At 64.1% G+C, this 12,691-nt stretch carries 14 protein-coding genes and 2 pseudogenes; 7 read left to right on the top strand and 9 right to left on the bottom strand.

Annotated elements, in window-relative coordinates; all coding sequences use genetic code 11:
- Positions 1–5 precede the first annotated feature (5 nt).
- On the top strand, positions 6–185 hold the full coding sequence (locus tag J8I87_RS21720; RefSeq protein WP_209933929.1) for a hypothetical protein: 180 nt from the start codon (positions 6–8) through the stop codon (positions 183–185).
- Positions 186–296: 111 nt separating this feature from the next.
- Here J8I87_RS21720 and hpaR read toward each other — a convergent pair whose 3' ends face one another.
- Positions 297–773, bottom strand: coding sequence for a homoprotocatechuate degradation operon regulator HpaR (hpaR, locus tag J8I87_RS21715; RefSeq protein WP_209933928.1), 477 nt, complete (start codon positions 771–773; stop codon positions 297–299).
- A 302-nt stretch (positions 774–1,075) separates the two neighbouring features.
- Between hpaR and J8I87_RS21710 the strand changes: the two genes are divergently transcribed.
- Entirely contained in the window at positions 1,076–2,038 is a 963-nt protein-coding gene (locus J8I87_RS21710) for a helix-turn-helix domain-containing protein (protein ID WP_209933927.1), read from the top strand.
- A 25-nt stretch (positions 2,039–2,063) separates the two neighbouring features.
- On the opposite strand, the gene J8I87_RS21705 is transcribed toward J8I87_RS21710, so the two are convergent.
- Positions 2,064–2,636, bottom strand: coding sequence for a hypothetical protein (locus tag J8I87_RS21705; protein WP_209933925.1), 573 nt, complete (start codon positions 2,634–2,636; stop codon positions 2,064–2,066).
- A 114-nt stretch (positions 2,637–2,750) separates the two neighbouring features.
- Between J8I87_RS21705 and J8I87_RS21700 the strand changes: the two genes are divergently transcribed.
- Complete coding sequence (locus tag J8I87_RS21700) at positions 2,751–3,098, top strand: winged helix-turn-helix domain-containing protein (RefSeq protein ID WP_209933924.1); 348 nt, start codon at positions 2,751–2,753, stop codon at positions 3,096–3,098.
- A gap of 133 nt (positions 3,099–3,231) precedes the next feature.
- On the opposite strand, the gene J8I87_RS21695 is transcribed toward J8I87_RS21700, so the two are convergent.
- Positions 3,232–3,921, bottom strand: a complete 690-nt coding sequence (locus J8I87_RS21695) for an HD domain-containing protein (RefSeq protein WP_209933923.1) — start codon at positions 3,919–3,921, stop codon at positions 3,232–3,234.
- A 239-nt stretch (positions 3,922–4,160) separates the two neighbouring features.
- Between J8I87_RS21695 and J8I87_RS21690 the strand changes: the two are divergent.
- Positions 4,161–5,228, top strand: a pseudogene (locus J8I87_RS21690) (succinylglutamate desuccinylase/aspartoacylase family protein); the annotation flags it as partial.
- 124 nt (positions 5,229–5,352) lie between these two features.
- Here J8I87_RS21690 and J8I87_RS21685 read toward each other — a convergent pair.
- Entirely contained in the window at positions 5,353–6,165 is an 813-nt protein-coding gene (locus tag J8I87_RS21685; RefSeq protein WP_209933921.1) for an SDR family oxidoreductase, read from the bottom strand.
- A 128-nt stretch (positions 6,166–6,293) separates the two neighbouring features.
- Between J8I87_RS21685 and J8I87_RS21680 the strand changes: the two genes are divergently transcribed.
- Positions 6,294–7,235 carry a GlxA family transcriptional regulator gene (locus J8I87_RS21680; RefSeq protein ID WP_209933920.1) on the top strand — a complete coding sequence of 314 codons (942 nt, stop codon included), beginning with the start codon at positions 6,294–6,296 and terminating at the stop codon, positions 7,233–7,235.
- A 134-nt stretch (positions 7,236–7,369) separates the two neighbouring features.
- Here J8I87_RS21680 and J8I87_RS21675 read toward each other — a convergent pair whose 3' ends face one another.
- The 4 genes and pseudogenes from J8I87_RS21675 to J8I87_RS21665 form a co-directional block, all read right to left on the bottom strand.
- On the bottom strand, positions 7,370–7,957 hold the full coding sequence (locus tag J8I87_RS21675; protein ID WP_209933919.1) for a YSC84-related protein: 588 nt from the start codon (positions 7,955–7,957) through the stop codon (positions 7,370–7,372).
- 343 nt (positions 7,958–8,300) lie between these two features.
- Complete coding sequence (locus tag J8I87_RS21670) at positions 8,301–9,170, bottom strand: DUF2242 domain-containing protein (RefSeq protein ID WP_209933917.1); 870 nt, start codon at positions 9,168–9,170, stop codon at positions 8,301–8,303.
- A gap of 215 nt (positions 9,171–9,385) precedes the next feature.
- Positions 9,386–9,556: pseudogene (locus J8I87_RS44840) on the bottom strand (ATP-binding protein); the annotation flags it as partial.
- Between the two features lie 75 nt (positions 9,557–9,631).
- Positions 9,632–9,949 (bottom strand): DUF4148 domain-containing protein, encoded by a 318-nt coding sequence (locus J8I87_RS21665; RefSeq protein WP_209933916.1) that lies wholly within the window; start codon positions 9,947–9,949, stop codon positions 9,632–9,634.
- A 296-nt stretch (positions 9,950–10,245) separates the two neighbouring features.
- Between J8I87_RS21665 and J8I87_RS21660 the strand changes: the two genes are divergently transcribed.
- Positions 10,246–11,295 (top strand): asparaginase, encoded by a 1,050-nt coding sequence (locus J8I87_RS21660; RefSeq protein ID WP_209933914.1) that lies wholly within the window; start codon positions 10,246–10,248, stop codon positions 11,293–11,295.
- A gap of 3 nt (positions 11,296–11,298) precedes the next feature.
- Here J8I87_RS21660 and J8I87_RS21655 read toward each other — a convergent pair whose 3' ends face one another.
- Positions 11,299–11,535, bottom strand: coding sequence for a hypothetical protein (locus J8I87_RS21655; RefSeq protein ID WP_209933913.1), 237 nt, complete (start codon positions 11,533–11,535; stop codon positions 11,299–11,301).
- A gap of 329 nt (positions 11,536–11,864) precedes the next feature.
- On the opposite strand from J8I87_RS21655, the gene J8I87_RS21650 reads away from it, so the two are divergent.
- Positions 11,865–12,593 (top strand): FadR/GntR family transcriptional regulator, encoded by a 729-nt coding sequence (locus tag J8I87_RS21650; protein WP_209933912.1) that lies wholly within the window; start codon positions 11,865–11,867, stop codon positions 12,591–12,593.
- The last annotated feature ends 98 nt before the right edge of the window (positions 12,594–12,691 follow it).

The following is a 12,691-nucleotide window of genomic DNA, read 5'->3' as shown; positions in this document are numbered from 1 at the left end:
ACGCGATGACCGATGCAGAACTCGACACCGTCTACACGCGGCTGTGCAAGACGATGACACAAGTGGGCGAGGCGAATGCGCCACTGTTTCTGGCGCGCTTTGCGCTGCTGGCGATCGAACAGATCGGCAACGCCGACGTGGCGGTGCGGCTGATCGATGCGGCAGGGGAGGGCGCGGGCGAGTAGTGGGCGAGTAGCGTGCTAGAAGCGGGCGAGTAGAGGGTGAGTAGAGGGTGAGTAGCGGCGGAGTAGCGGCGGAGTAGCGGCGGAGTAGCGGCGGAGTTGCGGCCGGGTCCGTCACGGCGCTTCGGCATCCTTGTCGCTATCCAGCTCTTTGATGAGCGCGTCGACGGCAACATACAGATCCTCGACGACCTTCGCCCCAACCTGCTTCTCCAGCGCGCGATATTCAGCTTCGAGCAGCGGCGCCATCCGTTCGACGATCTGCGCGCTTTGCGCCGTCAGCGATACGCGTACGCGCCGCTGATCGTCTTCGAAACGCGCTTTCGTCACGTGGCCGAGGTCTTCCATGCGCGCGAGCACGCCCGCGAGACTCGGGCTCGAAATCGTGCACAGCGCGCAAAGCTCGCGCGGCTCCAGTGGACCGTTCTCGTGCAGCGCGCGAATGACGCGCCATTGTTGCTCGGTCAGCCCCTGGGCCGTGAGCAGCGGACGAAAGCGCGCCATCATGAGTTCGCGCGCGCGCAGCAGCAGCATCGGCAGATTGCGATGCATCGTGCGCGGCGTGGAAGTGCGGGAGCGGGACGGAGCCATCTGCATCGAAGCCAGTAAAAAGATTCGCTAGGATATAAGCAAATCGGCGCCCGCGCGACAGTCGGCGACTACGGCTTTTCTTTACGCCGCCAGGTGTTTTGGATGGCTTCGTCGAATTTTGGCGCTGGCTACAATTGTGGTTCGCCGGCTCGCTTCCGCTGCGACGCAAATGCGCCGTCTGTCGCGTCCAGCGGACGAAAATGGGCAAAAACGCCCAGGAAAAACCCGAGGTCGTATTTTCCCGACCGCTCGGTCGGTTTATTCTACGCACCTTGGCGGATTTTTTTGATTGTGGGGGCTTTGTGTACGTCCAGCACCAGTTCTTCGACGATGCCGATGCGCACGCGGCCGCGCTGCGGGGCTGGGACCAGCGTTACGACCAGATCGGCTCGGGCTCGTTTCGCAGCGCCGTGAAGCAGATCGAGCTGGACGGCGTGCAGGTCTTCCACGAATCGGCGAATCTGCGTGTCGTGCAGCGCGGCCAGTTGCCGCCGAATCACATGACCTTCGGCATTCCGCTCGCAGGCGCGGGTTCGTTTGCGTTCGGCGGCGTGCGGATCGATCGCGGCGCGTTCGTGATGGCGCAGGGCGGCATGCCGTTCGAGTTTCACTCGCCGGACGACATGGCGCTGATCGGCGTCGTCGTCGATACGGACATGCTGCAAGGCGTCGCCGATTGCGCGGGAGTCGCGCTCGACGATGGCCTGTTTCGGCGCAGCGTGATCGACATTCCGAATGCAGCCTGCACGCGCGCGGGCCTGCAGCTCGCGACGCTGATCGAACGCGTGCTCGCGCAGCCCGACGCATTCGACGATGAGCACGCGCAGCGCGCCGTGCGCAGCCAGGTTGGCGAGACACTGGTCGATCTGCTCGCGTATCACGTGCCCGCGTCCTCGAACCGGCTGACGTATGCGTGTCAGGCCGATATCGTGCGGCGCATTCATGACTTCGTGATCAATCATCCCGAAGAGCCCATCGACATTCAAAGCCTCTGCACGCAATTGCGCGTGAGCAGGCGCACGGTGCAGAACAGCTTTCAGGCTGTCGTGCAGACCAATCCGCTCAACTACGTGCGCTCGCTGCGGCTTGCGCAGGTGAGGCGTCTGTTGCTCGATACGCGGCAGGCCGACCTCTCCGTCAGCGATGCCGCCGCGCAGTGGGGCTTCGTGCATCTGGGGCATTTCGCCAACGCATACAAGGCGCAGTTCGGCGAATTGCCCTCGCAGACGGCGCGCAGAAGTTCGCGGGCGCCCGTCGCGCGATAAGCGGCTTATACGTCGCGCCGGCGCGTCACAACGAGCCCGGTCCGGCCGGATGCGCAATCCGGCGGCGCGGCAGCAACGACAGCACACCCTTGAGCGTATAGATCACGATAAGCGTGCCCGTCAGATCGCCGATCACCATCGCGACGAGCCGCTCGGCGATATTCTGCGTATCGCCGCGCGACGCGAACCAGATGTGATGCAGCAGCGGGCTCGCAATCGAATAGGCGAGCGTCAGCATCAGCAGCCGCTTGGCGGTGAGGTTCGCAAGCGATGCCCGCAATCCCCAGCGCTCGCATGCGAGCCGATATACGCCGTACGGCGCAGCTGCCGCAATGATGCCGCCCGCGAGCGAGCGCACGATGTCGTGCGGAAACAGGTAGAAAAAATCGACTAGCCAGCTCGCGATCAGGAGGCCGAGCGCGCCGTCCGCGCCGAGCAGCAGCGTGCTCAGCAGCCGGATGCCGGCGGGCAGATAGATCCAGTTCACGCCGCGTACGAATTCCGAGTGCGCGAAGAGCTGTTCGTTCGCCCAGAGCGACAGGATGAACACGACGACCGTGCCCGTCACCGAATAGAAGTGCAGCCTCAAGCGTGACACCGTCGTAAAATCCACAGTTGCTGTGCGAATACAGCCGCGATGATAGCCTACCCACTCCAGATCAGACCTCGAACCTCGCAGCGCTTCGTAACGCGCCGCACCGGAACTTCCCGCATGACGCGTCCCGCGGATATCTACCTTCGTTTCCTGCAACTGGCCGAGGCCTTGCGCGGCTTGCCGTCGCTGCCCTCGCTGGACCCGCTCGAAGAGAAGATTCTGGAAATGGTTGCGCGCGCCGGCCAGAGCAGGGAGCGCCTATCGGTGCGCGACATGATGGGCAAGAGCGAACTGGGCTCGCCCGCGACGCTGCATGCGCGGCTCAAGTCAATGCGCGACAAGGGCTGGATCATGCTGACGGATACGGAAGACACGCGCCGCAAGCAGATCGAGCTTACGCAGGCTGCGCTCAGGCATTTCGACAGGCTGTCGGAGTGTCTCGTGAAGGCCGCGAGCGACCGCTAGCGCTTCTACGTCACACCGGGAGAAAAAAGAATCCGCGCTCGCGAGAACGCGGATTCAAAGGCACGCTTGAGCGGAGACTGCAAGCGGCTTGATCGTCAACAGACCTTGACGAGGAGAGAGCCAGTAAGCGCGCTTATGCGTGGTTATGCGCGGGATTGCGGCATGCGTCGACCTGCACATTCGAGTCGTTCCACGCCGAGCCGAGGATGATGCTGCAGAAGTTCAGGCGCTTGTAGTCCGGGTCTTTCAGCGCGAGCACGTCGGCCTTCACGTTGCCGAACGTCGTGAGCGGCTTGTGCTTCGTGCCGTTCGCGAACGCCTCGATGATGTTTTCCTTGAAGCTCTCGCCACGCGGATGCGCGGCAACGACCAGCTTGCGGTCGTCGTTCGAGAACTCGTCGTAGGCAAGGCCCAGCACATCCATCTCGACGCCGGCCGTCACCAGCGCGACCACGGGCTTCTTGTACTGCGGAATGCCCGGCGTCGTATGCAGCGCAATCGCGTCCCACACCATGTCGATGTCGTTTTCACTGATGCCATAGCCTTGCAGGAAGTTGCGCGCGGCGTTCGCGCCGTCGACTTCGAAGCGGTCGTGCGCGCTGCTGTACTTCTCCATCAGGCCCATGTCATGAAACATCGCGCCGATATACAGCAGTTCCGGGTCGTACTTCAACTGCTTGCGCTCGCCCGTCAGCGCGCCGAACAGGAACACGCGGCGCGAGTGGTGATAGAGCAGATCGGTTTCAGTGTCGCGCACGAGCTGCGTCGCTTCGCGCGCCATCTTGCTGTCGGGGATCTTGATGCCTGCGATGATTTCGCTCATTCGGGTTCTCCAGAAACGTGATCGACGGTGTCCGTTCGCTGTGTCCAGGTGAGCGAGCGGTGTATGGTCAAAGTGTAGGGAGAGCCCTTTTGCGCGGCAAAAGCATTGATACCCGCGATGCTGCCAACCGCGCGCGGTTTTCTGCCAACCCCGGCGGAAGCGCTTGAGGTGAGGGTTTTCGGGAGCCTTCGCGAGGGCTGCCAAGGCGCTTTCGACGGTGTTCGCGCGAGTGTTGATCGCGCGAACTCGTCGCGTTTCATTTCGGCCCGCAAAACAGCGGGCAAAAAATCTACATCCAGTCATCGCTGCATGCCGACGAAACGCCCGCGATGCTGGCGACGGTGCTGCTCAAGCGCCGTCTCGTCGAACTCGAAGCGCGAGGCGTGCTCAACGCCGAGATCGTGCTCATGCCCGTCGCCAATCCAGTCGGGCTTGGCCAGCATGTGCTCGGGCAGTTTCTCGGCCGCTTCGAGGCGGGCAGCGGCAAGAACTTCAACCGGCACTTCATGCCGTTCACGTCGTTGCTGGACCGCGCGAAAGACCGGCTCCGGTCGGACGCGCGTGAAAATCGCGATCTGATCCGCGAACTGGTGCGTGAACAGCTCGACGCGCAAAAGCCGCTCACGGAATACGAGTCGCTGCAACTCGCACTACTGAAGCTCTCTTACGATGCGGACGTAGTGATCGATCTGCATTGCTCGCTCGAAGCTGTGATGCACGTGTACACGAGCGAAGCGGGCTGGCCGGAGATCGAGCCGCTTGCGCGCTATCTGCGCTCGGAAGCGTCGCTGCTCGCGACGAACTCGGGCGGCCGGGCGGTCGATGAAACGCACAGCCTGCTCTGGTGGCACTTCCAGCAGGAGATACCCGCGGGCAAGCCGGTGCCGACTGGCACCGTTGCCGTGACGATCGAATGCCGCGGGCAGCGTGACGTCTCATACGAAGTCGCGCAGCAGGACGCCGACGCGATCGTCGATTATCTGACGTATCGCAAGGCGATCGAGGGCGACGCGCGGCCGCTGCCCGAACTGCCGATGCCCGCGACGCCGCTTGCCGGCAGCGAGCAGTTTTATGCGCCCGTCAGCGGGATCCTCGTGCATCGCGCGAACATCGGCGACCTGATTCGCGCGGGCGACGCGCTGTTCGATATCATCGATCCGCTGACGGACGAGACCACGACGATCACCAGCAATACGGAAGGCGTGTTCTACATGCGGCGCGCCATCCGCTTCGTGACGGCGGGCGCGCCGTTGGGCCGCGTGACGGGCACGCGGCCGTTCCGCACGGGCGTTCTGCTGGGCGCATGAATTTCGCGTTGGGCTCGCTTGAGCCTCGACGCGGCGGGCGCAAAGTTTAGGCGCATAAACTCGCGTTGAAGGGCGCAAAGCGTTCGCCTTGTCGCGCTGCGCCCAACGCCGTCGACTTACGGCATCAAGCCACGTTGAACCGCGCAGCCGGCTTGCTACGCGACAGGTTTGGTCCAAGCGCAGCACGAGCCGACTCGAACGCTTGCCAGTCGGCGTAATCGGGCAGCGACGGAATCGTCGCCAGTTCGCCACGGTCGAAGCCGACGAGCGACGCATCCACCATCTGTTCCGCCGGCATCACGATGCCCTGGTCGAGATGCTCGACGGGCAGGCCCGCCACGTCCCAGAACTCGGTGCGCGTCGCGCCCGGCAACACCGCCTGCACCTTCACGCCCTTGCTCGCCAGTTCGTGATGCAGCGACTGTGTGAACGCGAGTACGAATGCCTTCGTGCCGCCATAGACGCCGTTCAGCAACTCCGGCGCGATTGCGACGATTGACGCGATGTTGATGATGCTGCCACCGCCGCGTGCGACGAAAGCGGGCGCGATCGCGTATGTGAGCCGGGTCAGCGCGACGACGTTCAGCTTGATCATCGATTCCATCGTGTCGACGTTCGCATCGACCAGCGGCGCGGCCGCACCGACGCCCGCGTTGTTCACCAGCACGGTGATGCTCGCGTCCGTGCGCAGCACGTTTTCCACGCGCCGGATGTCGGCGTCGTCGTTCAGATCGGCGGCGACGATTTCGACCGAGCGGCCCGTTTCGTTCGTGATGCGCATCGCCAGCGTTTCAAGGCGTGCGCGGTTGCGGGCCACGAGGATCAGATCGTAGCCGCGACGCGCGAGGCGGTCCGCGTAGATCGCGCCGATGCCCGACGAAGCGCCCGTGACGACGGCCGTACCGAGGTGGGCCGCCGGGTTGGAAGAATTCGACATATCAATGCTCCTGAGGATAGTGGTGCAGATCGACGTAACGTCGTCTGCATGTCCGTCAGATTAGGTGCATACTCACACGGCCTCAATGTCATAGATGCCACCTTTTAGGACATCGCAGGAGTGAAGCCATGCTGCGCGTCGGAATCGTTCTGTTCCCCGGTTTTCAGGTGATGAATCTCGGCATGACGACCGTGCTGGAGTTCGCGAATCGCGAGGTGAGCGAGCCGCTGTACGAGTTCGTGCTGCTGTCCGAGCACGGCGGGCAGGTGCCGTGCTCGTCGGGCTTTGCCGTGACGACCCGGCCTTTCGACGGCGACAGCCGCTATGACACGATTCTCGTCGCTGGCGACAACGATCTGGAGCCGTCGACGCCGTCGCTGATCGCGTTTCTGAAGCGCGCGGCGCCGTCCGCGCGGCGCGTGGCGGCTGCCTGCACGGGCGCGTTCCATCTGGCCGAAGCCGGGCTGCTCGACGGCCGGCGCGCAACCACGCACTGGTACTACGCCGACGACATGCGCAGGCGCTATCCCGCCGTGAAGGTCGAGGAGGACCGAATCTTCATCATCGACGACAACGTGTGGACGTCGGCGGGCATGACGGCGTGCATCGACCTTGCGCTGGCGTTCGTCGAAAAGGATGCGGGTGTGGAGCTCGCGCGGCATGTCGCGCGCAAGCTCGTCGTGTATCACCGGCGCGCGGGCGGGCAGTCGCAGTTTTCGGCGCTGCTCGAACTGGAGCCGAAGTCCGACCGCATCCAGACGGCGCTCTCATACGCGCGGCGCAACCTGAATACGCCGCTTTCCGTCGAGCAGCTCGCGGACGCCGCGCATCTGAGCCCGCGCCAGTTCACGCGCGCATTCAGGGAGGAAACGGGGCAGACGCCCGCGAAGGCCGTCGAGCGGTTGCGCGTCGAGGCGGCGCGCCTGATGCTCGAAACGGGGCGGCACGGCGTCGACGTGGTTGCACGCGACACGGGCTTCGGCGATCGCGAGCGCATGCGCCGGGCGTTCTTGCGCGCGTTCGGCCAGCCGCCTCAGGCGATCCAGCGCATGGCGCGCGGCCCCGAATGAGGGACGCGGCTGCAAACTGCAACCGGCTTTCGCTGCGCCGCATCGTCCGAATGCAAAAGGAAACGGCTCGCCGATTGTCGCGGCGAGCCGCTTTATATGCGCGGATCGAACGGGGATAAAGCGCGACGCGCCGTTCAGATGTTCAGCTTTGAGACCTTGGTGCCCGAAAGGGACACGTCGCCCATCAGACCGGTGTTCGTCATTACGATGGCCTCGACGGGCGCCGTTGCCGTCGATGTGTCGATCTGGCCGTTCGCGCCGACCTTGATCAGCGCCACCGACGCATCCGCCCCTGCGGACCAGCCCTTCGCGTTCCGGAATGTGTCGAGCGCGTCCTGCGTCATGAACAGGAAGATGATCGCCTTCGACTGCGCGCCCGCCGTCAGGCCGAACGAGCCGGAAACCGTGCTGTAGTAGCCCGCCGTGCTGCCGCCGATACGCAGCGCGCCTTCGCCATACTGTCCGCCGACGACGAAGCCGACCTGCAGCACGGAAGGAAACACGAGCACCCCGCGCGCCTTGCCAACCAGTTCACGCGAGCCTTGCACGGTCGTATACAGCTTCGCCAGCGCGCCGTCGACGCTGGAGTCGATGGACTGCCGCTTGGACATGTCGGTTGCGGCGGATTCCCCGCTGCTCTTGGTGGTGGTGCAGCCCGACATCAGCAGACCGCCGTAGGCGAGTGCCACGGCACTTGCTGTTACGAAGTGTCTTCTTTGCATTGTCGTTCTCCGACTATGAAGCATTGAGGGGACATGCGGATTTGCACGTGTGATCGCGCGAGCGCAACAGCTACGCGCTTCAACCAATATCAGAAACGAGTCAAACGTGGGAGGGGCGTTTTTCAATTTGGTTCGAGGCGAATGTGCCGCCGCGCGAAACGATCGGGCTCGACGTTTCGGGTTGAAAAAAGCCGTGCGTTCCTCGCGAGGCGCGCGGCCGAGCACATTTCGGCGCATCAATACGCGCCGCGCATGCTTACCATCATCGGGACGAAAATAAAAAATCGCCGTGTGATAACGGCGATTTTCGATGGCGCTTCGCGTGGCTCATCCACGCACCGCATCACTGCGGCGACGCGGCGGCGCTCGAAGCGGGTGACGCGGCGATAGCGGGCGTGGCGTCGAGCGCGGTCGTCGTTTGGTGCGGTGGCGCCGGCTCTGGCGGGAGCGCCGCTTCGTGCACGGGTGCCGCCGGGGCGGGCGTGGCCGCTGAAGCGCTCGTCGCTGAAGCAGGCGCGGCCGGGTCGGCGGAAGCCGTTTGCGCGGCCGGCATGATGACGGGCGCCACGTTGCCGCCCGGTGTAGCCGGCATCGGCGTGACGACCAGCGCGGGAGCGGCGGCGGGCGGCGGCATCGGCGTGACGCTGACGGTCGCGTCCGGCACGGGCGCGCTGCGCACCACGTTCGCCAGATAGTGGCCGACGAGATCGAAGAAACCGTCGTAGAACCTGCCCGTCTGGATCGTCTCGCTGGAGATCTTCACCATCGCGTCGCTATTCGAGCGGATCGGCAGCGACAACGAGCCGAGCACGCTTAGTCCGACGCTCGCCGACGTATCGCTCTTTTTCAACGCATAACCGTTCTGCACCGCGTTCGCGTAGACGATGCTGCTGTTCGTCGCATCGTCGCCCGCCGTGCAGACGATGTGAAATTCGACCGTGAAGTGAGAGTCGCTGGCCGGCTGGAAATTCTTGGTCGCATCGACGCTGTCCGGGCGCACCAGCGTCGTCATGTAGCCCTGGCTCAATAGCGCGCGGCGCGCGCCTTCGCACGCTTCCGTGCTCGTGACCTCGAACGTGCGCGTGTACGGGCTCGTGCCGTTGCTGATGAAGTCTTCCTGCAGCTTTGCCTTGGGCGGCGTCGAGCACGCGCCTAGCGCGGCAAGCACAGGCAGGATCGACACGAGAGCGGCTCGGGAACGGCGGCTGGACATGGTGGACACACTGACGAGCATCGGACGGCAAGCATTGTAGTGCGGTTTGGCCGCAAGCCGTTATTCCCCAGACAACGAGCCCCCCACCGCGCGTTGCGCGCGAAACGGGGCGCCAACGCTAGCCCTCGCGGGTCAAGGCTGCGCTGCGGCTGCCCACGGCCGCCCCGTTCATTACGAACCGTTTCGAAAGCGCGGCGCACCCGCGCACGCAGCGTTTATCGCACGCAGCTTTGCGCCGTGCGCGGCAGTTCGACCTTGAACACCGTGCCGGCTTCGTTCGACCGGGCAGCGACGTTGCCGCCGTGCATGTGCACGATCTTGTGGACGATATGCAGTCCGAGCCCGAGAACTTCGCTAGAGCGCTCGCCCGCCGCGTTCGGGCCGAATGGTCACAAAGTACTCAGCGCGTAATAACGCCGCGCGCAAAAAGAAATCGCGCGCGGCAATCGAATCGAACGTGCTTACTGGCTTGCGCCTTGTCCAATGCCCGCTTTTTTCTGCGCGTTTTGCAAATCCTGCGGGTAATTCGGATCATTGGCAGTAGGCTTGTATCCCGCGTCTTCGAGCTTCTTCAATTCGGCGTTCTTCTTCGCGCGCGCTTCCTTGCGGGCCTGCTTGCGCTGCGCCTTGGTCGGCTTCGCAGCAGACGCGGCAGCGCCTGCGGTGGCCGCATTGTCTCCACCCGAAGCGTCCGTGTTTTGCGCGTACGCCGGTGCAATTGCGCCGATGCCGAGCGAGGCCGAGGCGAAGAGGACGATCAGTTTTCTGGCGATGTGCATTTCTTTTCTCCCGTCGACCGGAGTGGGCGCATTCGCGCCGTACTCGGGTCGCATGCAAGTTGGTTGCTGTTCTCTCAAGTCGAAGGGCACTTGAAAAGGCGTTGCGATCGATTCCGCTTGCGCGGCTCAACATGGACGAATGCGGACGAACGCGGCCCGAAGGCAATCGGCATTCCGCGCGATCCAATGTATACGACATGCACGGATCGCGCCTGGCAGGGGCATGCCGGTAGAATCCGGCTGGGATGGGCAGTTGTCCCAACCGAACGAACGTGACACGAAAGGAGGAGACCCGGATGGCCGTAGCAGCAACCGTTTATCGTGGCGATGTCGTGGAGAACACGCATATCGCACATGTTGCCGTCGTCGATACTGAAGGGCGCGTGCTGCATGCGTCGGGCGACCCGTCGCGCGTCACGCTGGTCAGGTCGGCGGCCAAGCCGGCTCAGGCGCTCGCCGTCGTCGAAACAGGCGCGCTCGAGCGCTTCGGATTCGACGACGCCGATCTCGCGCTGATGTGCGGCTCGCACAACAGCGAAGAGCGGCATATCGAACGCGCGCGGCGCATGCTCGCGAAGGCGCAGGCCACCGAGGCCGATTTGCGTTGCGGCGGACATCCGCCCATTTCCGATGCCGTCTATCGCGAATGGATCCGACGCGACTTCGTGCCGGGCGCCGTATGCAGCAACTGCTCGGGCAAGCACGCGGGCATGCTGGCGGGCGCACGGGCAATGGGCGCGGCGCTCGCCGACTATCATCTCGCCGAACATCCGCTGCAACGGCTCGTCAAGCACACGGTCGCGCAGGCGTGCGACCTGCCCGACGACGGCGTGCAATGGGCCGTCGACGGCTGCAATCTGCCGACGCCCGCGTTCCCGCTCGACCGGCTCGCGCGCCTATACATGAAGCTCGCGCGCGCGGCCGACATGCACGCGCCGCAGCGTTCGGCGAGAGACGAGGCGCTTGCGCGCATCTATCGCGCGATGACGGCCCATCCGGAGATGGTCGCGGGCGAGGGGCGGTTCTGCACGACGCTGATGCAGGCGTCGCGTGGCGCACTGGCCGCAAAGGTCGGCGCGGACGCCAGCTATGCGATCGGCGTGCGCGCGTCGGCGCAGACGGAAAAGCTCGGCGCGAAGGGCGCGCTCGGCATTGCAGTGAAGGTCGAAGACGGCAACTCGACGATCCTCTATGCGATCGTCGCGGAACTGCTGATGAAACTCGGCATCGGCGATGAAGAGGTGCATCGCGCGCTCGATCCCTTCCGTTTGCGAAGCATGCGCAACACGGTCGGCCTCGAAACGGGCCGCGTCGAAGTGGGCGTGGCGCTCGCCGAAATCCGCTAGGCGCTAGCTGGCCGACTGGCTGTCGTCAGGGGGATCGAACATCGCCTGACACTTCGGCGACAGCTTGTCGTAGTGGGCCTTCATGCACGCTTCGATCTTCTCCTTGTTCGGGATATGGATCGCGCAGAACTTGATCGCGTCGTGCTTGCAGGCCTTGGTCTGTTCGTCGCGCGTGGCGGCCGTCCCGACGTTCGCGGCCGCCACGCACGCAACAAGCAAGGCTAGCGATTTGAGCTTCATTGCCGTGCTCCATTGGTCTGATGGTCCATGCCGGATCGAAGGCGAGACCGCGGCTGGCCGCCCGTTCTTCATGTATTCAGAATCGAGTAAAGCAGGCGGCCTGACATCGATCAAGCAAAAAATGAACCCAACGCGGCGCAGCGCACTGACGACGACATGAGAACCCCCGATAATGGTGAGCTTGCATCCATTGTCAAAGCAGCAGGCGGCGCATGTCCCCCATGCTATGCTTGCATAGCTAACAGGGGACATCTCACGGGCTGCGTCGAGGGCGTCCGCAGCGGCATCGATACAGCTATCCGCATACGCACGGCCACAACAAATACATCATGGACTACCGGCATCTTCAGCAACGCAAAAGCCTGCATGCGCGGATCGTGCAGGAACTCGGCATCGAAATCGTCAGCGGCCGGCTGGGGCCGGGCGAACGCCTGCCCGCCGAAGCGACGCTATGTGAAAAGTACGGCGTGAGCCGGCCTGTGCTGCGTGAGGCGACGCGCGTGCTCGTGGCGAAAGGGCTGGTGGTGTCGAAGCCGCGCGTCGGCAGTGTCGTGCGCAAGCGCGAAGAGTGGCACATGCTCGATCCCGATGTGCTCTACTGGACGCTCAACAGTATCCCCGAAGGGGAGTTCTTTCTGTCGCTGATGACGGTGCGCCGCATCATCGAGCCGGCAGCGGCCGCGCTGGCCGCGACGGCTGCAACCGACGACGACCTCGCGCGCATTGGCTCCGCGTACGACCGCATGGAACGCGCGCAAAGCGCCGGCGATCTGCTCGAACCCGATCTGGAATTCCACCGCGCGATCATGGCGGCGACGCACAACGACATGCTCGCCTACATCGGCAACATGATGTCGCTCGCGCTGACGGAGTCGATCAAGCTGACGAGCCGCCATCCCGACACGCATGCGCTGTCGCTGCCGCGCCATAAGGCGATTCTCACCGCGATCCAGAATCGCGATGCGCTCGGCGCGCGTCAGGCGAGCCTCGTGCAGCTCGAACACGCGAGCGCCGACGCCGATACGATTCTCGGCATCGGCACGCATAGCGTGACCTGAGCTACGTTGCGCCGTGCGGCGCGTTCAATGCGAATGCGCGGGCACCTCTGCACCGCGGCAGCCCACCAGAAAGTCGAAGTCGCAGCCCTGGTCGGCCT

Source organism: Paraburkholderia sp. LEh10, from assembly GCF_017814945.1.
In the GTDB taxonomy this organism is placed as follows: domain Bacteria; phylum Pseudomonadota; class Gammaproteobacteria; order Burkholderiales; family Burkholderiaceae; genus Paraburkholderia.
The sequence above is the reverse complement of the archived record's forward strand: the minus strand, read 5'-3'. Positions and strand labels throughout refer to the sequence as shown.

Coding starts and splice junctions, on each gene's coding strand:
- J8I87_RS21650 (WP_209933912.1), top strand. CDS start 11,865: ATGGACTACCGGCATCTTCAGCAACGCAAAAGCCTGCATGCGCGGATC.
- J8I87_RS21670 (WP_209933917.1), bottom strand. CDS start 9,170: ATGTCCAGCCGCCGTTCCCGAGCCGCTCTCGTGTCGATCCTGCCTGTG.
- J8I87_RS21695 (WP_209933923.1), bottom strand. CDS start 3,921: ATGAGCGAAATCATCGCAGGCATCAAGATCCCCGACAGCAAGATGGCG.
- J8I87_RS21665 (WP_209933916.1), bottom strand. CDS start 9,949: ATGCACATCGCCAGAAAACTGATCGTCCTCTTCGCCTCGGCCTCGCTC.
- J8I87_RS21655 (WP_209933913.1), bottom strand. CDS start 11,535: ATGAAGCTCAAATCGCTAGCCTTGCTTGTTGCGTGCGTGGCGGCCGCG.
- J8I87_RS21685 (WP_209933921.1), bottom strand. CDS start 6,165: ATGTCGAATTCTTCCAACCCGGCGGCCCACCTCGGTACGGCCGTCGTC.
- J8I87_RS21700 (WP_209933924.1), top strand. CDS start 2,751: ATGACGCGTCCCGCGGATATCTACCTTCGTTTCCTGCAACTGGCCGAG.
- J8I87_RS21720 (WP_209933929.1), top strand. CDS start 6: ATGACCGATGCAGAACTCGACACCGTCTACACGCGGCTGTGCAAGACG.
- J8I87_RS21675 (WP_209933919.1), bottom strand. CDS start 7,957: ATGCAAAGAAGACACTTCGTAACAGCAAGTGCCGTGGCACTCGCCTAC.
- J8I87_RS21660 (WP_209933914.1), top strand. CDS start 10,246: ATGGCCGTAGCAGCAACCGTTTATCGTGGCGATGTCGTGGAGAACACG.
- J8I87_RS21680 (WP_209933920.1), top strand. CDS start 6,294: ATGCTGCGCGTCGGAATCGTTCTGTTCCCCGGTTTTCAGGTGATGAAT.
- hpaR (WP_209933928.1), bottom strand. CDS start 773: ATGGCTCCGTCCCGCTCCCGCACTTCCACGCCGCGCACGATGCATCGC.